General features: G+C 72.6%; 25 protein-coding genes. 17 read left to right on the forward strand and 8 right to left on the reverse strand.

Translation table 11 applies throughout. The features are described 5' to 3' along the window. Nucleotides 1-49: 49 nt before the first annotated feature. The gene (locus M8C11_RS14435) at nucleotides 50-754 is read right to left on the reverse strand and encodes a futalosine hydrolase (RefSeq protein WP_252449896.1); all 705 of its coding nucleotides are present in this window, start codon (nucleotides 752-754) and stop codon (nucleotides 50-52) included. Next, the gene (locus tag M8C11_RS14440) at nucleotides 751-2,364 is read right to left on the reverse strand and encodes an MFS transporter (protein WP_120571997.1); all 1,614 of its coding nucleotides are present in this window, start codon (nucleotides 2,362-2,364) and stop codon (nucleotides 751-753) included. Before M8C11_RS14440 ends, M8C11_RS14435 begins: the two co-directional genes overlap by 4 nt. An 87-nt stretch (nucleotides 2,365-2,451) precedes the next feature. On the opposite strand from M8C11_RS14440, the gene M8C11_RS14445 reads away from it, so the two are divergent. Then, on the forward strand, nucleotides 2,452-3,291 hold the full coding sequence (locus tag M8C11_RS14445; RefSeq protein WP_120571996.1) for a DUF3027 domain-containing protein: 840 nt from the start codon (nucleotides 2,452-2,454) through the stop codon (nucleotides 3,289-3,291). A 4-nt stretch (nucleotides 3,292-3,295) separates the two neighbouring features. Here the strand turns inward: M8C11_RS14445 and M8C11_RS14450 are convergent, their stop codons facing one another. Next, entirely contained in the window at nucleotides 3,296-3,559 is a 264-nt protein-coding gene (locus M8C11_RS14450) for a DUF2530 domain-containing protein (RefSeq protein ID WP_047892542.1), read from the reverse strand. Between the two features lie 93 nt (nucleotides 3,560-3,652). On the opposite strand from M8C11_RS14450, the gene M8C11_RS14455 reads away from it, so the two are divergent. The 5 genes from M8C11_RS14455 (at nucleotide 3,653) to thpR (ending at nucleotide 8,141) form a co-directional block, all read left to right on the forward strand. Next, the gene (locus tag M8C11_RS14455; RefSeq protein WP_350816722.1) at nucleotides 3,653-5,134 is read left to right on the forward strand and encodes an NCS2 family permease; all 1,482 of its coding nucleotides are present in this window, start codon (nucleotides 3,653-3,655) and stop codon (nucleotides 5,132-5,134) included. Nucleotides 5,135-5,195: 61 nt separating this feature from the next. Continuing rightward, nucleotides 5,196-5,645: a MarR family winged helix-turn-helix transcriptional regulator gene (locus M8C11_RS14460; protein WP_030274920.1), complete on the forward strand. Its 450-nt coding sequence runs from the start codon at nucleotides 5,196-5,198 to the stop codon at nucleotides 5,643-5,645. 68 nt (nucleotides 5,646-5,713) lie between these two features. Then, nucleotides 5,714-7,000 (forward strand): MFS transporter, encoded by a 1,287-nt coding sequence (locus M8C11_RS14465; protein ID WP_252449898.1) that lies wholly within the window; start codon nucleotides 5,714-5,716, stop codon nucleotides 6,998-7,000. Nucleotides 7,001-7,075: 75 nt separating this feature from the next. Beyond that, entirely contained in the window at nucleotides 7,076-7,585 is a 510-nt protein-coding gene (locus tag M8C11_RS14470; RefSeq protein WP_013283716.1) for a hypothetical protein, read from the forward strand. A gap of 4 nt (nucleotides 7,586-7,589) precedes the next feature. Then, entirely contained in the window at nucleotides 7,590-8,141 is a 552-nt protein-coding gene (thpR, locus tag M8C11_RS14475) for an RNA 2',3'-cyclic phosphodiesterase (RefSeq protein WP_252449899.1), read from the forward strand. A 156-nt stretch (nucleotides 8,142-8,297) separates the two neighbouring features. On the opposite strand, the gene M8C11_RS14480 is transcribed toward thpR, so the two are convergent. The 4 genes from M8C11_RS14480 to M8C11_RS14495 all read right to left on the reverse strand — a co-directional run bounded on the left by M8C11_RS14480 (nucleotide 8,298) and on the right by M8C11_RS14495 (nucleotide 13,111). Next, on the reverse strand, nucleotides 8,298-9,284 hold the full coding sequence (locus M8C11_RS14480; RefSeq protein ID WP_252449900.1) for an aldo/keto reductase: 987 nt from the start codon (nucleotides 9,282-9,284) through the stop codon (nucleotides 8,298-8,300). A 63-nt stretch (nucleotides 9,285-9,347) separates the two neighbouring features. Then, nucleotides 9,348-10,436, reverse strand: coding sequence for a septation protein SepH (gene sepH, locus M8C11_RS14485; RefSeq protein WP_120571992.1), 1,089 nt, complete (start codon nucleotides 10,434-10,436; stop codon nucleotides 9,348-9,350). Between the two features lie 191 nt (nucleotides 10,437-10,627). Further along, nucleotides 10,628-11,755, reverse strand: a complete 1,128-nt coding sequence (serC, locus tag M8C11_RS14490; protein WP_252449901.1) for a phosphoserine transaminase — start codon at nucleotides 11,753-11,755, stop codon at nucleotides 10,628-10,630. Between the two features lie 249 nt (nucleotides 11,756-12,004). Beyond that, nucleotides 12,005-13,111 carry a citrate synthase 2 gene (locus M8C11_RS14495; RefSeq protein ID WP_013283721.1) on the reverse strand — a complete coding sequence of 369 codons (1,107 nt, stop codon included), beginning with the start codon at nucleotides 13,109-13,111 and terminating at the stop codon, nucleotides 12,005-12,007. A gap of 273 nt (nucleotides 13,112-13,384) precedes the next feature. On the opposite strand from M8C11_RS14495, the gene pdxH reads away from it, so the two are divergent. The 7 genes from pdxH (at nucleotide 13,385) to M8C11_RS14530 (ending at nucleotide 19,294) form a co-directional block, all read left to right on the forward strand. Then, nucleotides 13,385-14,014, forward strand: coding sequence for a pyridoxamine 5'-phosphate oxidase (gene pdxH, locus M8C11_RS14500; protein WP_252450006.1), 630 nt, complete (start codon nucleotides 13,385-13,387; stop codon nucleotides 14,012-14,014). Further along, the gene (locus M8C11_RS14505) at nucleotides 14,011-15,303 is read left to right on the forward strand and encodes an MFS transporter (protein WP_121685968.1); all 1,293 of its coding nucleotides are present in this window, start codon (nucleotides 14,011-14,013) and stop codon (nucleotides 15,301-15,303) included. Before pdxH ends, M8C11_RS14505 begins: the two co-directional genes overlap by 4 nt. A 16-nt stretch (nucleotides 15,304-15,319) precedes the next feature. Next, nucleotides 15,320-16,246 (forward strand): aldose 1-epimerase family protein, encoded by a 927-nt coding sequence (locus tag M8C11_RS14510; RefSeq protein WP_252449902.1) that lies wholly within the window; start codon nucleotides 15,320-15,322, stop codon nucleotides 16,244-16,246. Nucleotides 16,247-16,248: 2 nt separating this feature from the next. After that, nucleotides 16,249-16,851, forward strand: a complete 603-nt coding sequence (locus M8C11_RS14515) for a nitroreductase family protein (RefSeq protein ID WP_252449903.1) — start codon at nucleotides 16,249-16,251, stop codon at nucleotides 16,849-16,851. Nucleotides 16,852-16,904: 53 nt separating this feature from the next. After that, nucleotides 16,905-17,210 (forward strand): type II toxin-antitoxin system VapB family antitoxin, encoded by a 306-nt coding sequence (locus M8C11_RS14520; RefSeq protein ID WP_013283726.1) that lies wholly within the window; start codon nucleotides 16,905-16,907, stop codon nucleotides 17,208-17,210. Between the two features lie 31 nt (nucleotides 17,211-17,241). Beyond that, nucleotides 17,242-18,402: an acyl-CoA dehydrogenase family protein gene (locus M8C11_RS14525; protein ID WP_091414735.1), complete on the forward strand. Its 1,161-nt coding sequence runs from the start codon at nucleotides 17,242-17,244 to the stop codon at nucleotides 18,400-18,402. A 115-nt stretch (nucleotides 18,403-18,517) separates the two neighbouring features. Next, nucleotides 18,518-19,294 carry a DUF4230 domain-containing protein gene (locus M8C11_RS14530; RefSeq protein ID WP_120571985.1) on the forward strand — a complete coding sequence of 259 codons (777 nt, stop codon included), beginning with the start codon at nucleotides 18,518-18,520 and terminating at the stop codon, nucleotides 19,292-19,294. A gap of 97 nt (nucleotides 19,295-19,391) precedes the next feature. Here M8C11_RS14530 and M8C11_RS14535 read toward each other — a convergent pair whose 3' ends face one another. Continuing rightward, on the reverse strand, nucleotides 19,392-19,595 hold the full coding sequence (locus M8C11_RS14535; RefSeq protein WP_013473752.1) for a PspC domain-containing protein: 204 nt from the start codon (nucleotides 19,593-19,595) through the stop codon (nucleotides 19,392-19,394). Nucleotides 19,596-20,357: 762 nt separating this feature from the next. Here M8C11_RS14535 and M8C11_RS14540 point away from each other — a divergent pair. From M8C11_RS14540 to M8C11_RS14555, 4 genes are all read left to right on the forward strand, one after another. After that, on the forward strand, nucleotides 20,358-21,728 hold the full coding sequence (locus tag M8C11_RS14540) for an L-serine ammonia-lyase (RefSeq protein WP_252449904.1): 1,371 nt from the start codon (nucleotides 20,358-20,360) through the stop codon (nucleotides 21,726-21,728). 66 nt (nucleotides 21,729-21,794) lie between these two features. After that, nucleotides 21,795-22,622, forward strand: coding sequence for an ABC transporter permease (locus tag M8C11_RS14545; protein ID WP_120571984.1), 828 nt, complete (start codon nucleotides 21,795-21,797; stop codon nucleotides 22,620-22,622). After that, nucleotides 22,623-23,366, forward strand: coding sequence for an ABC transporter ATP-binding protein (locus M8C11_RS14550; protein WP_030503547.1), 744 nt, complete (start codon nucleotides 22,623-22,625; stop codon nucleotides 23,364-23,366). Beyond that, nucleotides 23,363-25,342: a DUF5941 domain-containing protein gene (locus tag M8C11_RS14555; RefSeq protein WP_252449905.1), complete on the forward strand. Its 1,980-nt coding sequence runs from the start codon at nucleotides 23,363-23,365 to the stop codon at nucleotides 25,340-25,342. The genes M8C11_RS14550 and M8C11_RS14555 overlap by 4 nt, the downstream gene beginning before the upstream one ends. Nucleotides 25,343-25,347 lie beyond the last annotated feature (5 nt).

Genomic DNA, 25,347 nt, shown 5'->3' on the forward strand with positions numbered 1-25,347 from the left:
GTCCCCAGCCCGGCGGGTTGTCCACAGGGTTGTCCACAGGTGGACAAGATCAGTGGAGGGCGGCAGCGGCGGCGGTGAGCGCGGCGAACGCCTCGCGCATGCGCCACGCGCTCCGGTCGCGCGGGCCGATCGGGTTGGAGACGGTCCGCAGCTCGGCGAAGGGCACACCGGCGTGGGCGGCGGCGACCCCCACGCCGTACCCCTCCATGGCCTCGGCCACCGCGTCCGGGTGCCGTTCGGCGAGCGCCGCGGTGCTGGCGGCGGTGCCGGTCACCGTGCTGACCGTGAGCACCGTGCCGACCGTGGCCCCCGGCAGCGCGGCGCGCAGAAGGGCCAGCAGGGCCGGATCGGTGAGCACGGTCCGGCCGCCGCCCAGCAACTCGGGAGGCATCCCCAGGTCCTCGACCGGGATGAAACCGGCCGGCGACTCGGCGCCGAGGTCGGCGGCGACGCTGCGGTCGGCCAGCACCGTCCCGCCCACAGCGACCCGGCCGGCGAACCCGCCGGCGATGCCCGCGCTGACCACCGCCCGGTACGGCCGCCCGGCCGCCTCGGCCAGCGCCAGCAGCCGTGCCGTGGCGGCCCCGGCCACGGCCGGGCCGACCCCGACCGGCAGCACCGTCACGTCCGGCGGTTCCGTCCCGTCCGGCGGCACTGTCCCGTCCGACGGTGCCGGTGCGGTCGATGCGGCGAGGCCGGCACGGATCGCCTCGGCCTCGGCCGGTACGGCCGTGACCACGAGCAGACCGGTCACGCCACCGGCCCTCGGGGATCGCGGCGCTCGGTGTCCTCGACGCCGCCGGGGCCGCCCACCGATGAGGACGGCCGGTAGATGTGGAAGCCGGGCGGCGCCAGCCCGTCGTCGTCCGGCGGCCCGGAACGCTGGGGCGCCGGTGACGTGGGCGCCGGATCGTCGAACGAGGTGGCGGCCGGTTCCTCGGCCCGGGTGGCCTGCTCCGCCGCCAGCTCCTGGTCGCCGAGCGGACGGCCGACCAGATGCTCACCGCGGAGCTTGCCGGCGACCAGCACCCCGCGTACGGCCACCAGCGCGGCCACCGCGGCGGCGACCGTCACGCCGATCAGCCCGGTGAACGGCACCAGCCCGAGCCCGCCCCCGGCCACGAACGCCAGCATCAGCGCGGTCTCCGAGTGCGCGAACGAGCTGGCGCGCAGCCGCTCCGGGATGCGTTCCTGGATCGAGGCGTCCACGGCGAGCTTGGCGATCCCGCTCATCATCGCGGCCACCAGGCAGAGCAGCGCCACCATGGGCAGCGAGAACTTCAGCGCGGCGAGCACCGCCACACCGGCCACCACGATCGTGCCGCTGGACTGGAGTGCTGTCGGCCGGTGGATGCGCAGACGGGTGCCGATCGCGGTGGCCAGGAACGTGCCGACCGCCAGCGCGCCGCCGACCAGGCCCAGCGCGCCCTGGGCGCCGAGGTCGCGGCCGAAGAAGTCGGTGGTCAGGTCACCGGCCTTGATCGCGAAGGCCAGGAACAGCAGCAGGAAGCCGTAGAGCCCGCGCAGCGCCGCCGCGCCGATCAGCGTGGCGATCACCAGCCGGCCGCTGGGACGGCCCCGGCCCAGCGGGCGCTCGCCGTCGCGGCGGCGCATCGCGCGCAGCGGGTGCGGCATCCGCTCCGGCGGCTCGGAGTCGGCCTTCGGCGGCAGTCGCAGCGAGATCACCATGCCGATCAGGAAGATCACCGAGGCGACCCGCAGCGGCCACTGCGGCCCGAACCAGAACGCGGCCAGCCCGATCGGCGCGACGAGCGCCCCGGCCACCGTGCCGTAGACGCTCGCGCGCGCCCCGACCTGGGACAGCCCGAGCCCTTCGGGGAGCAGCCGGGGGACCGCCGCCGAGCGGGCCACCCCGTACGCCCGGGAGAGCGCGAGCACGCCGAACGCCGCCGGGTAGAGCCCGAAGCCGCCGATGTAGTCGGAGATCAGCCAGGCCAGGAACGCCCGGCCGAGCATGGTGGTGGCGAGCGCGTACCGCCGGCCGTGGCGGAAGTGGTCGAGCAGCGGGCCGACCACCGGGGCGAGCATGGCGAACGGGACCATGGTCACCAGCAGGTAGAGGGCGACCTTGTTGCGCGCCTCGCCCAGCGGCACGTCGAAGAAGATCGTCCCGGCCAGGCCGATCGCGATGAGCGTGTCACCGGCGCAGGAGAGCGCGTGCAGGTCGAACAGGCGGACCATGCCCACCTCGTTGCCGGCGCTGCGGGCCCGGGCAGTGCCGGCCCGCCGGGTCATCCAGCGCCCGCCGTGCAGCGAGCCCCGCAGCAGCAGCCGGGTGGCGCGGATGCCGGTGCCGACGGTCCGCCCGAGGAAGGAGCGGCCGGAGCGGGAGGACAGCGCCATGCGTCCCATCCTCGCCCATCCTTTCCACGTGCGCCGCATCACCCGGAGAGAATGACTCCGGGGAGTGCCTGTCGCCCGTGGACGGGCATGGGGAACAATGGTCCGGTGACCAGGCCCGCCTCCGCCCGCGCTCCCCGGCTCGACCAGGTCTGCGCCGCCGCCGTCGAGGTGGCCCGCGACGCGATCACCGAGGTGGAGCCCACCGACATCGGTGATCATCTCCAGGCGGTCGCCGAGGGCGACCGGGTCGTCACCCACTACTTCGAATGCCGGATGGCCGGTTACCGCGGCTGGCGCTGGGCCGTCACGGTGACCCGGGTGCCGCGCAGCCGGCACGTCACCATCTGCGAGACGGTGCTGCTGCCCGGCCCGGACGCGCTGCTCGCTCCCGGCTGGCTGCCCTGGCAGGAGCGGCTCAAGCCGGGCGACCTGGGCCCGGGCGATCTGCTGCCCACCCCGGCCGACGACGAGCGGCTCGCCCCCGGCTACCTGCTCTCCGACGACCCGGCAGTGGAGGAGACCGCCTGGGAGCTGGGCCTGGGCCGGCCCCGGGTGCTGTCCCGGGAGGGCCGCGCCGAGGCCGCCCAGCGCTGGTACGACGGCGACCACGGCCCGGACGCCGCCATCTCGGTCGCCGCGCCGGCCGCCGCCCGCTGTGGCACCTGCGGCTTCTACCTGCCGCTCGCCGGTTCGCTGCGCCTGGCGTTCGGCGCCTGCGGCAACTTCTACGCCCCGGACGACGGCCGCGTGGTGAGCGCCGACCACGGGTGCGGCGCGCACTCGGAAACGATGATCGAGTCGGCCGAGACGCCCGTCGACGAGCTGCCCACCGTCTACGACGACAGCGCGGTCGAGGCGATGACCGTCAGCCGGGCCCCGGGCTCGGTGGAGGCGGCCGAGCCGGCGGAGCCGTACGGCCACCCCTGACGGGTCAGCGCTGTCGCTGCGCGGCAGCCGCGCGCCGGCGACGCCGGTTGGCGTCGTGCCGCATCATCACCGCGAGGCCGGGAAAGCCCCACAGGAAACCGGCCAGGCAGGTCCAGAGCCAGTTCTGACGCCCGGATTCGGTGAGCCAGTCCCGGAAGAAGACCAGTAGCACCAGGCCGGCCACCGCCCAGGCGATCAGCCCGGCGACGGCGAACGGCACCATCGGCGGGTCGAGCGGCTCCGGCCGCGGCTGTTGCTCCTGTGACACCGGCCCAGCGTACGTGATCGTTCTTCCCTGTCCGCCAGGTGATCTGGGACGATGCGCGCGACAAAACCGGCCGATGACCTAGATGAGGACCCCATGTCCATTGCTCCGCCGCCGGATCACGGCACGCCGCCCGATCCCGCGCATCCACGAAACGCCTTCGACCGCTTCTTCCTGATCTCGGCGCGCGGGTCGACGCTGAGCCGGGAGCTGCGGGGCGGCTTCGCCACGTTCTTCACGATGGCGTACATCGTGGTGTTGAACCCGCTGATCCTCGGCAGCGCAGAGGACAAGTTCGACAACACCCTGGCCATCCCGGCGCTGGCGGCGGCGACCGCGCTGGTGGCCGGTGTGATGACCATCCTGATGGGTGTGGTGGCCCGGTTCCCGATCGCGCTCGCGGCCGGCCTGGGCGTGAACGTGCTCGTCGCCAAGGAAATCGCGCCGTTGATGACCTGGGCGGACGCGATGGGCCTGGTGGTCATCGAGGGTGTCCTGATCGGCATCCTGGTGCTCACCGGCCTGCGTACGGCGGTGTTCCGCGCGGTGCCGACCCAGATCAAGACCGCGATCGGCGTCGGAATCGGTCTGTTCCTGACCATCATCGGCCTCGTGGATGCCGGCTTCGTCCGCCGCATTCCGGACGTGGCGGACACGACGGTGCCGGTCGAGCTGGGTATCGGCGGCAAGATCGCGAGCTGGCCGATGCTGGTCTTCGTGGTCGGCCTGCTGGTCACCCTGGTGCTTGTGGTCCGCCGGGTTCGTGGCGCGATCCTGATCGGCATCCTGGCCTCCACCGTGCTGGCCATCGTGGTCGAGGCGATCGCCAACATCGGCCCGTCGTTCGTCGACGGCAAGCCGAACCCGAAGGGCTGGGCGCTGAACGTGCCCGAGTTGCCCAAGCAGATCGTGGACCTGCCCGACCTGTCGTTGCTGGGCCAGTTCAACGTGCTGAACTCGTGGAGCCGGGTCGGCTGGCTGGTGCCGCTGATGTTCGTCTTCACGCTGCTGATCACGGACTTCTTCGACACCATGGGCACGATGGTCGCGATCGGCCAGGAAGGGGACATGCTCGACGAGACGGGCACCCCGCCGAAGGCCAAGGAGATCCTGCTCGTCGACTCGATCGCCGCCGCCGCGGGTGGCGCGGCCTCGGTGTCCAGCAACACCTCGTACATCGAGAGCGCCGCAGGTGTCGCGGAGGGTGCCCGGACCGGTGTGGCCAACCTGGTCACCGGCGGGTTGTTCCTGCTCGCCATGTTCCTGGCGCCGCTGTCGCTGATCGTGCCGTTCGAGGCCGCCTCGACGGCGCTGGTGGTGGTCGGCTTCCTGATGATGACGGCGGTCCGCACGATCGACTGGACCGACTACGAGATCGCCATCCCGGCGTTCCTCACCATCGCGCTGATGCCGTTCACCTATTCGATCTCGAACGGCATCGGGGCCGGCGTGATCAGCTTCGTGGTGCTGAAGGTGGCCAAGGGTAAGGCCCGCGAGGTCCACCCGCTCCTGTACGGGGTCGCCGTGCTGTTCATCGTGTACTTCCTGCGCGGGCCGGTCGAGTCCGTGTTGCTCTGACGCTGGTGAGCCTGGTCATAACGCATGTCGTTAGCCAGGCTCATTAGTTAAGCTAACGAGTGTGACGGAGCGGACGGTGACGGCGAAACGCGTGCCACCGGCGCAGCTGGCGCCTCAGCTGCGAGATGCGATCACCCGGCTCAACCGGCGGGTCCGACAGGCCCGGCCGGTCGGCGACCTCACGGTCACCCAGCTGTCGGCGCTCACCAGCCTCAATCTGGCGGGCGCCCTCACGCCACGGGAACTGGCTGATGTCGAACGGGTGCAGCCGCCCACGATGACGAAGATCGTCGCGAAGTTGGAGGAGCGCGGCCTCGTGCAGCGCACTCCCCATCCGACCGACGGACGGCAGGTCATCCTGGCGGCGACCGAAGGGGGACGGGCCGTACTCGACCAGTTCGAGCGGGCCCGCAACGAGTGGCTGGCCACCCGGCTGGCCGCGCTGACCGAGGACGAACGCGAAACGCTACGGCGTGCCGCGGACATCCTCCAGGGCATCGCTCGCGCCTGACACCGCCGCCCGCGGTTCGCTTCGTCAGCTGTGGATGAAGCGTACCGACGCAAGGAGGCGCACCTAGAGTGCAGGCCAAGCTGAGCACGATGTTCCAGTCCCTACGAGTCCGTAACTACCGGCTCTTCGCCACCGGACAGCTGATCAAACTGATCGGCGTCTGGATGATGTTCATCGCCCAGGACTGGCTCGTCCTCGAGCTCAGCGACAACTCCGCGACCGCACTCGGCGTGGTCACCGCGTTGCAGTTCACGCCCGTACTCCTGCTCACGCTGCTGTCCGGCCGGCTCGCCGACCGCTACGACAAGCGGATGCTGCTCTTCGTCGCCAACGCGTTCTGGACCGTGCTCGCGCTGGCCATGAGCATCCTGGTCCTCACCGGCCTGGTGCAGCTCTGGCACGTCTTCACGTTCGCCGCCCTGCTCGGCGTGTCCAACGCGGTCGAGACGCCGGTCCGGCAGGCGTTCGTCTCCGAGCTGGTCGGCATGCCGCTGCTGCCGAACGCGCTCTCGCTCAACGCGGCCGTGTTCAACTCCGCCCGGATCGTCGGCCCGGCCGTCGCCGGCCTGGCCATCGCCGTCGTCGACGTCGGCCCGGTCTTCCTGGTCACCGCGCTCAGCTCGATCGCCCCGCTGGTGAACGTGGTCCGGATGCGTACCGACGAGCTGCACCGCAAGGAGCTGCCGCCGGTCGGCGAGCGGGACCAGGCCCGGGTGGTCGACGGCCTCCGGTACGTGGCACGACGCCCCGACATCCTGCTGCCGATGGTCCTCATGTCGGTGATCGGGATGAGCCTGTTCAACTTCCAGCTCACCCTCGCCGCGCTCGCGAAGACCGTGTTCAACACCGGCGCCGCCTCGTTCGGCCTGTTCAGCACCGCGCTCGCGGCCGGTGCGCTGGTCGGGGCGCTGGCCGGCACCGGACGGCGCAGCCGGCCCTCGGTCTGGCTCGTGCTCGGTGCCGCGATCGGTTGCGCCGTCTTCGGCACGCTCGTCGGGCTCGCCCCGGCGTACTGGCTGGTCGTGACGCTGCTGCTGCCCGCCGGGTTCTTCATGATCTACTTCGCCCAGGCCGCCAACCAGCGCGTACAGCTCGGTGTCGACGCCGCCTTCCGGGGACGGGTGATGGCGCTGTGGGTGCTGGTGTTCCTGGGCACCAACCCGGTCGGCGCGCCGCTGATCGGCTGGGTCGCCGAGAAGTACGGCGCGGGCGCGAGCATCTGGGCCGGCGGTCTGATCTCGCTCACCGCCGCGCTGCTGGCGCTCACCTGGCAGCTGCGCCGCTCCGGCGCCCGGCTGCGCATGCGGGTGCTGCCGATGCCCCGCTTCTACGTGGTGTCACCCGGCGCCAAGTAACGCCGATAGCCGGTCGTACCGGCCCGATTACCCAAACGGGTGGCGGGCCGGTGCGGCAGGGCTTAGCGTCGATGTGTGGAAGTGGGGCAGGGACTGCTGCTGGCGCTGGCGATCCTCGCCGTCTGCTGCCTGCCTGCCCTGTTCGCGCTGCTGTTCTGCGCCGACGAGATCATCGATCGGGTCGCCTGCGGATGGGCCGAGTGGCGGGAGCAGCGACGGGAACGCCGTACCATCGCGCGGCTCGACCGGGCCATCGAGGCCGAGGCGCTGACCCGCGACATCGACCTCACCGAGTTCGACAAGGACGGCCGCCGCCCGCTGGAACAACTCGCCACCGACCTGCGTCGGCTCGGCGGGCACCGGCTCGCCGCCGCCGACCGCAGCGTGGTGTGGCACGGCGCGGTCATCGAGGCGTACGACGAACGGCTGCGCGCCGCCTGCCACGCGCTCGGCATCGCCGAACACCTGGCCGAGCTGGACGGCGTCGACCGGGAGATCGAACGGGTACGCGTCGAAGGGCTGCTGCACGCCGCCGGGCTGACCCTGCCGGCCGCCCGCGCCGCGCACCACCAGCGGCACCGCTGACCGGGTGCGTCTCTTCGCGGCGATCTACCCGCCTGCCGTGGCGGTCGCGGACCTGACCGCCCGGATCAAGGGTCTGCGGGTCGCGTCCGCCCGCCACGCCCGGCTCGCCGACCCGGCGAACCTGCACCTCACGCTCGCCTTCCTCGGTGAGGTGCCGGACGTCCGGCTGCCCGATGTGGAGTCGGCGCTCGCCTCGGCCGCCCGGTCGGCTCGCTCCCCGCAGCTACGCCTCGCCGGTGGCGGCAGATTCGGTCAGGGGCGGTCCACTGTGCTCTGGGTGGACGTGCGTGGCGAGGTCGACGCGCTCGACGCGCTCGCCCGGTCGATCCGCGACGGGCTGCGCGGGGCCGGGCTGCCCTGCGACGACAAGCCGTTCCGGCCACACCTGACCATCGCCCGCCCCGGCGACCGGGTGCCGGAGTCCGACCTCCGCGCCGACCTGGCGACCCTGGACGACTACTCCGGCCCGGACTGGCCCGCCGACCGCCTGACCCTGGTCCACAGCAATCCAGGCCCACCCACCCGCCACACCCGAGTCACCACCTGGCCCCTCTAGCCCCGCCCCCGCCCCCCCGCGCCCCGCCCTTTCCCCCGCCCGCGATCTTGCAGTTTGTGCCCGGGCAAAACACCCGAACCGCCCCGAGCGGGGGCGCAAACTGCAAGATCAACGGGGCGAGGGTGAGGGCGAGGGTGAGGGCGAGCGGGCCGGGGTTTACCAGGCCCAGGCCTCGGGGCCGGGGCCGCCGTTGCCCACGGGCGGGAACAGCTCGTCGAGGCGAGTGAGGGTGGGCTCGTCCAGGTGGACGTCGAGGGCGCCCAGGTTGCGGTCGAGCTGGTCCATGGTGCGGGGGCCGACGATCGGGGCGGTCACGCCCGGCCGGGACAGCAGCCAGGCCAGCGCCACGTCGGCCGGGTCGTGGCCGAGGTCGGCACAGAGCTTCTCGTACGCCTCGATGGTGTTCCGGTGCTCGGCCAGCGCGTCGGCCGAGCGGCCGGTGGTGCCGCGCGCCGCGCTGCCCTCGGCCATCTTGCGGATGATGCCGGAGAGCAGCCCGCCGTGCAGCGGCGACCAGGGGATGATGCCCAGCCCGTAGTGCTGGGCGGCCGGGACGACCTCCAGTTCGACGTGGCGGGTCAGCAGGTTGTAGATCGACTGCTCGGAGACGAGGCCGAGGAAGTTGCGCTGTCCGGCGGCGGCCTGCGCCTGGGCGATGTGCCAGCCGGCGAAGTTGGACGAGCCGACGTAGATCACCTTGCCCTGGGCGACCAGCGTCTCCATCGCCTGCCAGATCTCCTCCCACGGCGTGGTCCGGGAGATGTGGTGCATCTGGTAGAGGTCGATCGTGTCGGTCTGGAGCCGGCGCAGCGAGTCCTCGCAGGCCCGGATGATGTGCCGGGCGCTCAGGCCCTGCTCGTTGGGCCACTCGCCCATCTTGCCGTACACCTTGGTGGCGAGGACGACCTTGTCGCGGCGCCCGCCGCCCTGCGCGAACCAGCGGCCGACGATGTGCTCGGTGACGCCCTTACCGAGCTTCCAGCCGTAGACGTTCGCGGTGTCGAAGAAGTTGATCCCGTGTTCGAGCGCCCGGTCCATGATGGCGAAGCTGTCCGGCTCGTCGGTCTGCGGACCGAAGTTCATCGTGCCGAGGCAGAGGCGGCTCACGGACAGACCGGTGCGTCCCAGGTTCGTGTACTCCATGCCTCCACCCTGGCACGCCGACACTTCGAGTGCCTTGCCGACGAGCCAGGGTGGAGCGATGGATCAGGATGATTCGCGGGCCGCCGGGCCGGTGCCGAACAGCACGTCGTCCCAGCTCGGCAGCCGCTTGCGCGGCTTGCCGCCGGCGTCGGTGGACTCGGCGGCCGCACCGCCGGTCGCCGCCGCGGGGCCGGTGCGACGGGGCCGCAGCACGGCCAGCGAGGGTACGGCGGGGATCTCCTTCGGCGCGTCCGAGTCGTCGTCGAAGGCCGAACCCTGCCCACCACCGAGCAGCGCGGCGGCACCACCGGCGACGGCCCGCTGACGGGGCGCCTCCTGCCCGGCCAGCGCGGCCGGGGAGCGGGTGTCGAGACCCCGCCCGGACGTGCCGCCGAGCGGCCGGTCCAGCGAGGCGAGCAGCGCGTCCCGGCCGGCGCGGATCGGGTCACGCCCCGGACGGGCGTGGTCGGAGGCGGCCGGCAGGCCGTGCCCACCCCGGCTCGGCTCACCGCGCGACGGGCCGGGCAGCGCGTGGCCGCCCCGCTCCGGCGCCGGCTCCTGACCGAGGATCGGCGTGGGCCGCTCGGCGCACAGGTATTGCGCCATGTCGTCGTGCGGGGCGACGTTCTGCCGGGTCTTGTCCAGGTCCCACACCGCCTGCGCGGTGGCCTTGCCGGACGGCCAGGTCGCGATGATCCGCCAGGTGCCGTCGTCGCGGCGGTAGGCGTCCCACGAGATCTTCTCGGTGTCGATGCCGTGCTGGGCCAGCCGGCCGTTGACGACCTCGGCCAGCGGGGTCGGCTTCTCCGCGCCCTTGAGCCGGGTGCGGCGGGCGTGCTGGGCGAGCATGGCCCGCTCCTGGAGCACCGGGCCGGCGTAGCGCAGCACCCGGTCGACCGGCACACCGGCGATGCGGGCGACGTCCTCCGCGGACTCGCCGGACCGGATCCGGGCCTGGATGTCCCGTGGGGACAGCGACGGCGTCGGGTCGGTGGCGCTCGGCACCACCGCGAGCGGCGGGGCGCCCGGCTCGGCGTGCAGCGCCGACGCGATCCGCTCGTCGATGGGCAGCGCCAGCAGGCGCCCCACCTCGTCGGCGAGCACCAGGGCCTGGCCGTCCTCGGAGAGGGCGACGAAGCGTACTGGGCGCATGGGCTTGCCTCCGTCCCGCTTCGCTGGCCGTCACGCCACGGGAGCCGGCCACCCGGGCGTCTCGCACCACCGTACGCTCATCTACCCGCCGATGGGGACTGCGACACCCCGGCATGTCGTGACTGAGCTGCGGTAATGATCACGGTGGGTGGCCGCCGGAGCCCCGACGGCCACCCACCGTGACCAAGTGATCAGAGTCGCTCGACCACGTAGTCGATGGACGCGGTGAGCGCCTCGACGTCGGCCGGCTCGACGGCCGGGAACAGCGCCACCCGAAGCTGGTTGCGGCCCAGCTTGCGGTACGGCTCGGTGTCGACGATGCCGTTGGCGCGCAGCGCCTTGGCGATCGCCGTCGCGTCCACCCCGTCGGCGAAGTCGATGGTGGCGACCACGTTGGACCGCAGCGCCGGGTCCGACACGAACGGCGTGGCGAACGGCGAGCGCTCGGCCCAGCCGTACACGATGCCGGCGCTCTCGGCGGTGCGCTTGGCCGCCCAGGCCAGCCCGCCCTGGGAGTTCATCCAGTCGGTCTGCTCCGCGGCCAGGAAGATGGTCGCCAGCGCCGGGGTGTTGTACGTCTGCTCCAGCCGCGAGTTGTCGATCGCGGTGACCAGGTCGAGGAAGGCCGGGATGTAGCGGCCCGACTCCTTGACCTCGGTGGCCCGGGCCAGCGCGGCCGGCGACATCAGGGCCAGCCACAGCCCGCCGTCGGAGCCGAAGCACTTCTGCGGGGCGAAGTAGTAGACGTCGGTCTGGGCGACGTCCACGTCCAGCCCGCCCGCGCCGGAGGTGGCGTCGACCAGCAGCAGCGAGCCCTCGTCGGCGCCCGCGACCCGGCTGATCGGCACCGCGACACCGGTGGAGGTCTCGTTGTGCGGGGTGGCGTAGACGTCCACGCCGGCCTCGGCCACCAGCGCCGGGGCGCTGCCCGCGTCGGACTTGCGGACGGTCGGCTCACCGAGGAACGGCGCGTCGGAGACCGACTTGGCGAACTTGGCGCCGAACTCGCCGAAGCTGGCGAACTGGGCCCGGTCGCGGATCAGGCCGAACGTCGCGACCTCCCAGAACGCGGTGGTGCCGCCGTTGCCGAGCACCACCTCGTACCCCTCGGGGAGGGAGAAGAACTCGGCCAGGCCGCGGCGCAGCCGGGCCACCTGGTCGCGGACCGTCTTCTGCCGGTGCGACGTGCCCAGGTAGCTGGTGGCGACGTCGGAGAGGGCGGAGACCGCGGCCGGACGGACCTTGGACGGGCCGCAGCCGAATCGTCCGTCGGCGGGCCTGATCTCGTCGGGAATCCGGATGGTCGGTGCGTCAGCCACGGTCTTGAAGATCCTTCCGCATGGGCGAGAGGTGAGCTGGCAGGGCGCGGACGATGTCCTGCCGCGTGGCGGCGGGCGTCCGAGCCCGTTCCGGCGACACTGCCACGGCCATCCTCGCACCTGCCCGGGCACGTCCGGCGGGCTGTCCCACCCCGGTCGGTGAGGCGTCCGCCACACGCGCGGCGTACCGGTCCCGGAGATGCCGGAGCCCCGCTCCACCGGCTGGGGAACGGGGCTCCGGGCGAGACGTCAGACGCCGTGCGGGATGGCGTCCCAGCCCTCGACCTGCTGCGGCTTGCGCGGGCCGTGGCCGACGTACGTGGCCGACGGCCGGACCAGCCGCTGGAGCTTCTTCTGCTCCAGGATGTGCGCCGACCAGCCGCCCATCCGGGCGCAGGTGAACATCGAGGTGAACATGTGCGCCGGCACCTCGGCGAAGTCCAGCACCACGGCCGACCAGAACTCGACGTTGGTGGCGAGGACGCGGTCCGGGCGGCGGGCCTGGAGCTCGGCCAGCGCGGCCTTCTCCAGCGCCTCGGCGACCTCGAAGCGGGGCGCGCCCAGCTCCTTGGCGGTACGCCGCAGCACGCGTGCGCGCGGGTCCTCGGCCCGGTAGACCCGGTGGCCGAAGCCCATCAGGCGCTCGCCGCGGTCCAGGACGCCCTTGACGTACCCGTCGGCGTCGCCGCTGCGCTCGACCGCCTCCAGCATGCTGAGCACCCGGGACGGGGCGCCGCCGTGCAGCGGGCCGGAGAGCGCGCCGATGCCGGAGGAGATGCAGGCCGCGGCGTCCGCGCCGGTGGAGGCGACGATCCGGGCGGTGAAGGTGGAGGCGTTCAGGCCGTGCTCGGCGGCCGAGATGAAGTACGCGTCGACGGCCTTGACGTGCCGCGGGTCGGGCTCACCCCGCCAGCGCTTCATGAACCGCTCGACGATGGTCTCCGCCTTGTCGATCTCCTTCTGCGGCACGGCCGGCAGGCCCAGGCCGCGCGCCGACTGGGCGACGAAGGACAGCGCGGTGACCGACACCCGGGCCAGGTCCTCGCGGGCCTGCTCGTCGGAGATGTCGAGAAGCTGGTTGAGCCCCCAGTACGGCGCCAGCATGGCGACCGCGGACTGCACGTCGACGCGGATGTCACCGGAGTGCACCGGCACCGGGAACGGCTCGGCCGGCGGCAGGCCCGGGCCGAACCGGCCGTCCACCAGCAGCGCCCAGACGTTGCCGAACGAGACCTGGCCGATCAGGTCCTCGATGTCCACGCCCCGGTAGCGCAGTGATCCCCCCGCGCGGTCGGGTTCGGCGATCTCGGTCTCGAAGGCTACGACGCCCTCCAGGCCCGGTTTGAAATCGGACATGTCGTCTCCTGGCTTCGGCTCGGCGCGCCCGGGCGGGCTGATCGAGCCCCGCAGCTCAGGCGACCCTTCAGGGATGTGGTTCGGAACATCTTGCCCGGTGGGTAACGCGCTGCGCGACCCACAGCCACTGTGCGCCACGCGACATCCCCGCCGGTGGACGCCCGTTCGGGAAGGAGAAGACTGGGTACCGGGGCCTGGCCAGCGTCGGGGGACGCCGGCACGCCCGGGAGAGGGACTACCACAGTGACAGGCGACACACCCGCCCCGGCCGGCATGCGTAACGAGTACGCGGCCGACCTGGGCCTGACCGAGACGGACCTGGCGCCGGACTGGCACACGCAGTTCGCCCGCTGGTTCGCCGACGCGGTGGCCCATCCGCTGCCGGAGCCGAACGCGATGGTGCTCGGCACCGCCGACGCCGAGGGCCGGCCCAGCGGGCGCACCGTGCTGCTCAAGGGGTACGGCCCGGAGGGCTTCGTCTTCTACACCAACCACGGCTCGCGCAAGGGCACCGAGGTGACCGGGAACCCGTGGGCCAGCCTGGTGTTCCCCTGGTTCCCGATGCAGCGGCAGGTGATCGTGACCGGCCGGGTCGAGCAGGTGGACCGCGCCGAGACCGAGGCGTACTTCGCCGGCCGGCCGCGCGGCTCGCAGCTCGGGGCGTGGGCCAGTGCCCAGTCGACGGTGGTGCCGGACCGGGCCGCGCTCGACGCGGCGTACCGGGCGGCGGCCGAGCGGTTCGCCGACGTCGACCCGATCCCCGCGCCGCCGTACTGGGGCGGGTTCCGGGTCCGGCCGGAGACCGTCGAGTTCTGGCAGGGCCGGGCCAGCCGGCTGCACGACCGGCTGCGTTTCCGGCGTACCGGGAACGGGGTCTTCGTCGTCGAGCGGCTCGCACCGTGACCGACGTCACGTCGGCCCGGCGGCGGGGCGCGAGCCGCTGGGCGATCGACCTGCGCCCGCTGCGGGTGCCCGCGTACCGGCGGGTCTGGACCGGCAACGCGATCGCCATGTTCGGCTTCCAGTTCACCGCCGTGGCGGTGCCGGTGGAGATGTTCGACCTGACCGGCGGCTCGCTCTGGGTCGGCCTGCTCGGCATCGCCGGCTTCGTACCGTTGCTGGTGTTCGGGCTGTGGGGCGGCGCGGTCGCCGACGCCCGGGACCGCCGCCGGGTGCTGCTCGTCGGCGGCTGCGTGCTCTGGGCCTCGACGCTCGGGCTGCTCGTGCAGTCGCTGGCCGGCGCGCGCAGCCCGCTGCTGCTCCTGCTGCTGGTCGCCCTCCAGTCGACGGCCTTCGCGATCACCTCGCCGGCCCGTAGCGCGATCCTGCCCCGGCTCGTGCCGGCCGAGCTGGTCCCGGCGGCCACCACGCTGAACTTCACCACGTTCACCGCCGCCGCCGTCTTCGGCCCGCTCGCCGCCGGGCTGATCTTCGCCGCCTGGCAGGTCGGGGTGGCGCTGCCCATCGCGTACGCGGCGGACGCGCTGCTGTTCACCGCGTCGCTCTGGGCCACGCTGCGCCTGCCCGCGATGCCGCCGTCGCCGGACCCGGACGGCGGCGTGCGCAAGGCCGGGTTCGCCAGCATCGTCGACGGCTTCCGCTATCTGGCGACCACGCGGGTGCTGCTGCTCTCCTTCGCCATCGACCTGATCGCGATGATCCTGGCCATGCCGCGGGCGCTGTTCCCGGAGCTGGCGCAGGAACGCTTCGGCGGTGCCTCGGCGGTGGGCTGGCTCTACAGCTCCATCGCCATCGGCGCGATGCTCGGCGGCCTGACCTCGGGGTGGATCGGCCGGGTCCGCCGCCAGGGCCTCGCGCTCACCGTGGCGGTGGTCGGCTGGGGCGTGGCGATTGCGCTCGCCGGGCTGGCCGGGCAGTTGTGGGTCGCCGTGGTGCTGCTGGGCGTCGCCGGTGCCGCCGACCTGGTCAGCGCCACGCTGCGCCAGTCGATGCTGCTGGTCTACGCGCCGGACCGGATGCGTGGGCGTCTCCAAGGCGTGAACACGGTGGTGGTGGCCGGCGGCCCGCGCCTGGGCGATCTGCGCGCCGGTGCGATGGCCGCCGGTTTCGGCACCGGCTTCGCCATGGTCGGTGGCGGTCTGGCCGCCGCCGTGCTCGCGGTGGTGCTGGTGGTGGCGTTCCCGGCGCTGTTGCGCTATCGCTCGACCACCCCCGCCGAGGAGCGCCGCTGACGGTAGGGTCGCCGACATGGGGATCGACGTGCAGCCACCGTCCGGTACACAGTGGACCATCGCGGCCGACGGCCACGAGGCCGTCGTGGTCGAGGTGGGCGGCGGGCTGCGGGCCTACCGCTACGACGGGGTGGACCACCTCGACGGGTACGCCGAGGACGAGGTCTGCCCCGGTTCGGCCGGGCAGGTGCTGGCGCCCTGGCCGAACCGCATCCGGGACGGCGTCTACACGGTCGGGGAGCGGTCGTTGCAGCTCGACCTCACCGAGCCGGAGCGGCACAACGCCCTGCACGGCCTGGTGAACTGGGTGCGGTGGCAGCCGATCGAGCAGTCCGCGGACAGCGTGACCATCGGCTACGACCTGCCGCCGAGCCCCGGCTACCCGTGGGCGCTGCGGCTGCGGGCCCGGTGGAGCGTCGGCCCGGACGGCCTGCGGGCCGAGCACGAGGCGACGAACCTGTCCGACGAGCCCGCGCCGTTCGGCTTCTCCGTCCACCCCTATCTGCAACTGCCGAAGGTCGGCGTGGACGAGCTGCGGCTGCACCTGCCGGCCCGGCGCCGGGTGCTGGTGGACAGCCGCCTGCTGCCGGTCGCCGCCGCGGAGGTGACCGGCTCCGAGTTCGACTTCACCAGCCCGCGCCCGATCGGCGACCTGGTCCTCGACACCGCGTTCGGTGACGTCGAGCGGGACGCCGACGGCGGCTCGGCCGTGGTGCTCAGCGCGCCGGACGGCTCGTCCGGGCTGCGGATCTGGGCGGACCGCGAGTTCGGCTGGTGGCAGGTGTTCACCGGCGACACCCTCGGCGGGGAACGGCACCGCCGGTCCGTGGCGGTGGAGCCGATGACCTGCCCGCCCGACGCGTTCCGCTCCGGCAAGGACCTGATCATGCTGGAGCCGGGGCAGACCTGGCAGGGCGCCTGGGGCGTCCGCCCGGAGGTCTGAGCGTGGAGTTCGCCGAGGTCGTCCGGCGCCGCCGGATGGTGCGCAACTACGACCCCGACCGGCCGGTGCCGCCGGAGGTGGTGGACCGGCTGCTGGACCACGCCGTCCGCGCCCCGTCGGCCGGGTTCTCGCAGGGCTGGGGCTTCCTGGTGCTGGAGGAACCCGAGGACCGGGAACGGTTCTGGACCGCGACCACGCCGGGTGGCGGCGGCCGGGAACGCTGGCTGTCCGGGATGCGCCGGGCGCCGCTGATCGTGGTGCCGCACGCCAACCGCGACGCCTACCTGGACCGCTACGCCGAGGCGGACAAGGGCTGGTCGGACCGCGCCGAGGAGCGCTGGCCGGTGCCCTACTGGTTCGTGGACACCGGATTCGCGGCGCTGCTGATGCTGCTCACCGCCGTGGACGAAGGACTGGGCGCCTGCTTCTTCGGTATCCCGCCGCAGCGCATCGGGGCGTACCGGGAGGCGTTCGGGGTACCGCCGGAACTGCACCCGATCGGTGCGATCACAGTCGGTTATCGAGCCGTCGACCACCGGTCACCGTCGCTGCGCCGCGGGCGGCGTCCGGTGCAGGATGTGGTGCGGCGGGGACGGTGGACCTGAGCGGTTAGGCTGACATCCACATTGTCAGCCTGGCCTGGGGAGGAGAGCACGCCGTGATCTTCAGGGCGGTCCGGGACGGGCGTCCCTACCCGGAGCACAACCTCACGCTGAAGCAGTGGGCCGAGATTCCGCCGCGCCCGCTGCGGCTTGACCAGCTCATCACCACCAAGCGCGAACTCGCGCTGGACAAGCTGCTCGCGGAGGACTCCACCTTCTACGGCGACCTCTTCCCGCACGTCGTCCAGTGGAACGGCGGCCTCTACCTGGAGGACGGCCTGCACCGGGCGCTGCGCGCGGCGCTCCAGCAGCGCAACCAGATCCACGCGCGGGTGCTCGTGCTCGGCGACCAGGGCGAGTGACGCCTCCCTGAGTCTTGGTTAAGGTGACGCCATGACTCCTCTCGACCTGCTCGACATCGACGCGTCGCTCAGCGAGGAGGAGCGGCAGATCCGCGCCGTCGTGCGCCGGCTCGTGACCGACCGGGTACGCCCGCACGTCGCCGGATGGTACGAGGACGGTCAGGTGCCGGCCCGCGAACTGGCCCGCGAGTTCGGCAAGCTCGGCCTGCTCGGCATGCACCTGACCGGGTACGGCTGCGCCGGCTCCTCGGCCGTCGCGTACGGGCTGGCCTGCCTGGAACTGGAGGCCGGCGACTCCGGCGTCCGGTCGCTGGTGTCGGTGCAGGGTTCGCTGGCCATGTACGCCATCTGGCGCTTCGGCAGCGAGGAGCAGAAGCAGCGCTGGCTGCCCGCGATGGCGGCCGGCGAGGCGATCGGCTGTTTCGGGCTCACCGAACCCGACCACGGCTCCGACCCCGGGTCGATGGCCACCCGGGCCCGCCGCGACGGCGACGACTGGATCCTCAACGGCAGCAAACTGTGGATCACCAACGCGCCGATCGCCGACGTGGGCGTGATCTGGGCGCGTACCGACGAAGGGGTGCGCGGCTTCGCCGTACCCATGGACACGCCGGGGGTGACGGCGCGCGAGATCCGGCACAAGATGTCGCTGCGCGCGTCCCTGACCGGCGAGATCGCGCTCGACGACGTCCGGCTGCCGGCTGATGCGCGACTGCCCGAGGCGATCGGGCTGAAGGCGCCGCTGGGGTGCCTGACCGAGGCTCGGCACGGCATCGTCTGGGGCGCGCTCGGCGCGGCCCGCGACTGCCTGGAGACGGCCCTGGAGTACGCGACCACCCGCACCCAGTTCGGCCGCCCGCTCGCCGGTTTCCAGCTCACCCAGGCCAAGCTCGCCGACATGGCGGTGGAGTGGAACAAGGGGATGCTGCTCGCGCTGCACCTGGGCCGCCTCGCCGACGCCGGCTCGCTACGGCCCCACCAGGTGAGCGTGGGCAAGCTGAACAACGTCCGCGAGGCCCTCGCCATCGCCCGGCAGTGCCGCACGATCCTCGGCGCCAACGGCGTCTCGGGGGAGTACCCGGTGATGCGGCACGCCAACAACCTGGAGAGTGTGCTCACCTACGAGGGCACCTCCGAGATCCACCAGCTCGTGATCGGCCAGCGGCTGACGGGCGTGTCCGCGTTCGCCTGACCTGCGGTTTCACCCGATCGGGTCGCTCGGCGCGCGACTGTCGCACGGTGGCCGTACCGTCATTGTCAGTCGATGTGTCGGACGAGGACTCTGTCGGACGAGGACGGTGAGGGCGATGGCCCGCGACGGTGACATCAACGAGCCCACCCGGGAGTTCCCGGACTACCCCACCAGCGAGTCCCTTCGCGACCGGGCGGAGGGCTCGCCCGACCACGACCGCGAGTACGCCCCGGGTGCCCCGGCGTCGGGCGGCGGCCCGGTGCGCGGCCTGCTCTGGGTGCTCGGCGCGGCGGCGCTGGCAGTGGTGGTGCTGCTCGGCGTGCAGGCCACCGGTCTGCTGCCCGACTTCCGCAACCCGTTCGCCAAGGAGCAGACCGACCGCAGCCAGCCGCCGCTGCTCAAGTCGATCCGTGACCTGAGCCGCTACGTCGCCGCCGAGGGCAACTTCCAGGTGGTGGTCGACGTGCAGAACGACAGGCGCAACGTGCCCGACTTCCTGCTCAACGAGCGCACGCTGTTCGTCGGGGCGGGCCGGGTCGAGGCGTACGTCGACTTCGCGAAGATCGCCGACGGCGCCGTCGTGGTCTCCGAGGACGGCAAGTCCGCCGAGATCAAGCTGCCTGCGCCGCAGCTCGGCGAGACCGACCTGGACATGGACAAGAGCTACGTGTTCGCCGAGCAGCGCGGCCTGATCAACCGGCTCAACGACCTGGTGGCCGGCGATCCCAACCGGCAGCAGCAGATCTACAAGCTCGCCGAGGACCGGATCACCGCCGCCGCCCGGGACAGCGGGCTCACCGCCCGGGCCCAGGAGAACACCCGCAAGATGCTTGAAGGACTGCTGCGCTCCCTCGGGTACGAGAAGGTGACTGTCACCTACACGGCTCCCTGACCTTCGTGCTCTGACCTTCTGCTCTGACGTCGCGCGCCCGCCCCGGTGCTCCGGGGCGGGCGCGTCGCGTGCGTGCCGGTGTCCGGCTCGTGTCGCGTCAGCGGGTGGCGAGGTAGCGGTCCTCGTTCGGCATCAGGATCCACAGGATCAGGTAGATGATCACCTGCGTGCCGGGCAGCAGCAGCGACAGCAGGAACAGCAGCCGGACCATCCCGGCCGACATGCCGAACCGCTGCCCCAGGCCGGCGCAGACACCGGCGATCATGCGCCCCTGGCGGGGCCGGACCAGTTTGCGACTCATCGTCGTCTCCCACTTCTGCGGCGATCCGCCGCGCTGATTCCACGGTAGAAAGGGGTACGCGCCGCGCCCTCAGCCCCGAGGAGGATCGGCGACCCGGGCACCCGTAGGTGCATACCCCGGACCCTCCCCACCAACGCACCACGCTGTGTCGTCCGCGAAGACTCCCCAGGCCGTCACACGATCACCCGGCCCTCGCCCCCGCTCCTCGCGATCTTGCACTTTCGGCCTCCGTTGTGCCCGATTCGCGTCGTTAGTGAGGGCCGCAAGTGCAAGATCGCCGGGGGTCGTGGGGGTTGCGTGGGCGGGAGCGCTGCTCGGCGAGGGCTGCTGCGTTGAGCGCCTTCCGTCTAGCGAGACAGGTGTTCCGTGCAGTGGGATCGGTAAAGATCTTGGTACCAAGTGCCCCTATGGGGGCCGTTCCGTACCAAGATCTCGCCCGGCGCCCGGCGCCCGGCGCCCGGCGCCCGGCTTGGCGCGCGTCGATCTTGGAGTTGTGGCACCTCTCGAATGGCGTCAATCGGGCATCCTGGGCGCCATAACTCCAAGATCGACGCGGGGAGAGGGCGGGAGGGGGCGGGAGTGGGGGGACCGCGTGGTGGTCGGGCATGGGGCCGAGTGGGGGCGGGTATTCACGGGGGCGAGGTAGGCTCGCCGGTCGGGCGCCCCCACCCCGGGTGCCGGCCGTCTACCCGCCCGGCGGGCGCGGCACCCACGCACCGGCTCGGAACCGCACAACGGGGACGACGGCGAGGAAAGCAGCCAATGATCAGTGTTTTCGATCTTTTCAGCGTCGGTATCGGGCCGTCCAGCTCGCACACCGTCGGGCCGATGCGGGCCGCCCGTACGTTCGTGGCGGGCCTGAAGGCCGACGGGCAGCTCGCCGACGTGGCGCGGGTACGGGCGGAGCTGTTCGGCTCGCTCGGCGCGACCGGTCACGGGCACGGCAGTGACCGGGCGGTGCTGCTGGGGCTGGAGGGCGAGGTCCCGGAGACCGTCGACACCGACTCGGTCGGGCCGCGTGTGGAGCGGATCCGCACCCAGCGGCGGCTCGACCTGTTCGGCAGCCAGGGGATCGACTTCGACCCGGACGCGGATCTGGTGCTGCATCGCCGGCGCTCGCTGCCGTACCACCCGAACGGGATGACGTTCGCGGCGTACGACGCGGCCGGGAACGAGGTGCGGTCGCGCACGTACTACTCGGTCGGCGGCGGGTTCGTGGTGGACGAGGCGGCGGCCGGGGCGGACCGGATCAAGGCGGACACCACCCGGGTGAAGCACCCCTTCCTGACCGGCGCGGAACTGCTCGAGGTCACCTCCGGGACCGGCCTGTCGATCAGCGAGGTGATGCTCGCCAACGAGCTGTCCTGGCGCAGCGAGGCGGACGTACGGGCGGGGCTGCTGGAGATCTGGCGGGTGATGCGCGAGTGCGTGGAGAACGGCTGCACCCGTGACGGCGTACTCCCGGGCGGGTTGAAGGTCCGGCGGCGCGCGGCCGAGATGCGGCGCAGCCTGGAGGCGGAGACCGGCAGCCAGGATCCGCTGCGCGCGATGGACTGGGTGACGCTGTTCGCGCTGGCGGTCAACGAGGAGAACGCGGCCGGCGGGCGGGTGGTCACCGCGCCGACGAACGGCGCCGCCGGGATCATCCCGGCCGTGCTGCACTACTACACCCGGTTCGTGCCCGGCGCCTCCGAGGAGGGCGTGGTCCGGTTCCTGCTCGCGGCGGGCGCGATCGGCGTGCTGTTCAAGGAGAACGCGTCGATCTCCGGGGCCGAGGTGGGCTGTCAGGGCGAGGTGGGTTCGGCGTGTTCGATGGCGGCGGCCGGTCTGGCCGAGGCGCTCGGCGGTACGCCGGAGCAGGTGGAGAACGCCGCCGAGATCGGCATGGAGCACAACCTGGGGCTGACCTGCGACCCGGTGGGTGGCCTGGTGCAGATTCCGTGCATCGAGCGCAACGCGGTGGCGAGCATCAAGGCGATCACCGCGGCCCGGCTGGCGTTGCGCGGCGACGGGGTGCACCACGTGTCGCTGGACAAGGTCATCAAGACCATGCGGGAGACCGGCGCGGACATGAAGGTCAAGTACAAGGAGACCGCGCGCGGCGGGCTCGCCGTCAACGTGATCGAGTGCTGACCTCGTTGGGGTGATCCCGGCCCGCACCCGGCCCGGGAGCGCTACTGACAAAGCGACCATCATGCGGTGACGTCAGGCGTCGCGGCGCTCTGGTCCGCCCGCACCTCGCTGCGCATCCTGGTCCGCCGGGATCTCGCGGTGAAGTACCAGCAGTCGGTGCTGGGCTACTTCTGGTCGCTGATCGAGCCGCTCGGCATGGGCCTGATCTACTGGTTCGTCTTCGGCGTGCTCTACTCCGGCGCGACCCGGCGGCACCTGGGCGAGGCGGCCGGGTCGTACCCCCTGTTCCTCATCACCGGGATCTTCGCCTGGATGTGGGCGAGCTCGGCGCTGACCGAGGCCGCGAACGCGCTGACCGGGCAGTCCCGGCTGATCACCACGATGAACCTGCCCCGGCCGATCTTCCCGATCGGGCGGGTCACCGGGCGCTTCGCCGAGTACCTGGCCGGGCTGCCGATCCTGGTCGCCGTCGCGGCGCTCTACGCGAGCCAGGGGAAGATCCGCCCCGGCTGGAGCCTGCTCGCGCTTCCGCTCGCGGTGGCGGTGCAGTTCGTGCTGCTGGTGGGCTTGGCGCTGCTGCTGTCGGCGGGCAACGTGCTGATGCGCGACATCGAGCGCACGATGCGGCTGGTCATCCGGCTGCTGTTCTACGCGACCCCGATCATCTACCCGCTCGACCTTGTGCGGGAGTCGGGCATGCCGGGCTGGCTCAAGATCGGGTACGAGCTGAACCCGCTGGTCGGGATCTTCCAGCTCCACCACGCGGTCTGGTATCCGGACGAGTTCCCCGACGCCCGGCTGCTCACGATCACGGTGTCCGGCAGCGTGCTGGTGCTGGCGCTCGGCTGGTGGGCGTTCCACCGCCTCGAACCGGCAGTGCTGAAGGAACTCTGAATGGCGCCGATCATCGAGGCGGACGGGCTCGGCATCCGGTTCGTCCGCAACCGGCGCCGCCAACTGCGGCTGCGGGAGCTGATCGTGCACCGGGGCGCCCGCGACCCGGACGCCGGCCGGTTCTGGCCGTTGCGCGACCTGTCGTTCCGGATCGAGCCGGGCGAGACGGTGGGCGTGGTGGGGCGCAACGGCACCGGCAAGAGCACGCTGCTGCGGCTGATCGCCGGTGTGCTCATCCCGGACGAGGGTTCGATCCGGGTGCACGGCCGGGTGGCACCGCTGCTCGAACTGTCCGCCGGGTTCTCCGGCGACCTGACCGGCCGGGAGAACCTGTACCTGGTGGGCGGCCTGCACGGCCTGTCGTCGGCGTACCTGCGGGAGCACTTCGACGAGATCGTCTCGTTCGCCGGTGAGCAGGTGGAACGCGCGATCGACACGTCGGTGCGGCACTACTCGTCGGGGATGAAGGTGCGGCTGGGCTTCGCGGTGATCGCGCACCTGCCGCACCCCGTACTGCTTGTGGACGAGGTGACGGCGGTCGGGGACGCGGAGTTCCGCGCGAAGTGCTATGCGACCATCGAGCGACTTCTCGCGGAAGGGCGCACGCTGGTGCTGGTGTCACACAACGACAAGGACCTCACCCGGTTCTGCCGTCGGGGGCTCTACCTCGACGCCGGACGGCTGATCGTCGACGGGACGATCGACGAGGCGCTGGCCGCCTACGCCGACGCGGCGAAGCGGTGACGCTCGCGATCGTGCTCGCCGCCGAACCGGCGGCGGGCCCGCTCACCGAACGCCTGGCCGCGCAGTGGCGCCGGGCCGGGGCGGCCGACGTGCGCGTCGCCGCGGACCTGACCGAGCTGGCCGACCTGGTCGCCGACGCGACCGGCCCGGTGCTGGTGAGCGGCGCGGATCTGGTGGCGCACACGGCCGTACTCAAGCATCTCGCGACCAGCCCGGTGGGGCCGACGGTGGCGCTGGTGCTCACCGATCCGCCCGCCCCCGGGCAGGCGACCGTGCGCGAGGAGCGGGGGCAGGTGGTCGAGGTCGGCGCCGCCGACCCGAGCGGCGTGTTCGGCGGCGCGCTGCGGGTGGGCGCGGCCGACCTGCCGGCGCTCGCCGAGGCCGCCCGCCGCGCCGCGGGCGTCGCACCAGGCGCGGCCTCCGCGCCGGACGCGCGCCTGGCCGGCCCAGTGCCCGCGCCCGGCGTCAGCGCCGTCCAGGGCGGGCGGCTCGACGCGGTGGACCGGCTCGTGGCCGACCTCGCCGCGCGCGGCACGCTGATCTTCGCCCAGCGGGTACGTCTGCTCGTGGCGCACCGGGTCGGCGACGAGGCGCAGCGGGCGGCGGCCGAGTCGGCGGTGGCCGCCGTCGACGAGGACCGGGCCGAGCTGAAGCTGTCGGTGAAGGAGCGGGACGACTTCTTCACCACGTTCTTCGTCAGCACCTGGTCGCCGTACGTCACGAAGGCCGCGGCCCGGATCGGGATCGGCCCGACCGGGGTCACCATGGTCTCGGTGGCGTTCGCGGTGGCCGCGGCGGTGCTGTTCGGCACCGGTGGACGGCCCGCGCTGGTCGCCGGCGCGGTCCTGCTCTACCTGGGTTTCGTGCTGGACTGCGTGGACGGGCAGCTCGCCCGCTACACCCGGCACTTCAGCGCCTGGGGCGGCTGGCTGGACACGATGGCCGACCGGTTCAAGGAGTACGTGGTCTACGCCGGTCTCGGCTTCGGGGCCACGCACGCCGGGTTCCGGTACGGCTGGGCGCTGGCCCTGGCCGCGATGACGTTGCAGACCGTGCGGCACATGACCGACACCTGGTACGGCGCGCTGCACGACGAGGCGGCCCGGCGGCCGAAGGTGGTGAGCGCCGACGCGGGTGGCATCGGCGGGAAGCTGAACGCCGCGTCGACGCGGGTGCAGGCGGACACCGGTTCGGTGTCGTACTGGCTGAAGCGCACGGTGGTGTTCCCGATCGGTGAGCGGTGGGCGTTGATCGCGATCGCCGCCGCGCTGTTCGGGCCGCTGGTGGCGCTGGTCGCGGTGCTGGTCTGGGGGACGCTGGCGTTCGCGTACACCGGGGGGTTGCGGACCTTGCGGGCGCGGTGGATGCGGGTGCCGGTGCTGACCACTGTGGACGCCGGTCTGCACCGGGACGACGGTCTGCTGGCCCGGACGCTGCCGACCGCGCGACGGCCGCTGCTGCTGGCGGTGCTCGGTGCGCTGGGCGCGGCGGGGACGCTGGTGTGGGCGCTGCTCGCGGTGCACGGCGGCGGCGACCTGCCGGTCTGGGTGCCGGTGCTCGCGCTGGTGCTGCTGCTGGGCGCCGCCCAGGGCTCGCGGGCGCCGCACGACGGGTCGCTGGACTGGCTGGTGCCGGCCGCGTTGCGGGCCGCCGAGTACCTGTTCGCCATCGCGGTCGGGGTGGCGGGCCGGGCGCCGGCCTGGCTGATCTTCGGGTACGTCCTGGTGCTCACGCTGCTGCACTACGACCTGACCGCACGGCTGGAGAAGCGGCAGGCGGCGCCGCCGCTGCACGCCGCCACGTTGGGCTGGCCGGGGCGTTCGCTGCTGCTGGCAATCGGGCTGATTGCCGGATATGCGAGTTACGCTCTGGCTACACTCGGTGCGTACCTTCTCGTGGTTTTTGTCGCGAGCGTGGTCCTCGCCTGGGTGGTCCTGCCGGCCCGCGCCCGTGGGGGTGTGCGCTCGCCGGGCTGACGGAG

The organism is Micromonospora sp. CPM1 (assembly GCF_023896895.1).
GTDB classification, from domain to species: domain Bacteria; phylum Actinomycetota; class Actinomycetes; order Mycobacteriales; family Micromonosporaceae; genus Micromonospora; species Micromonospora tulbaghiae.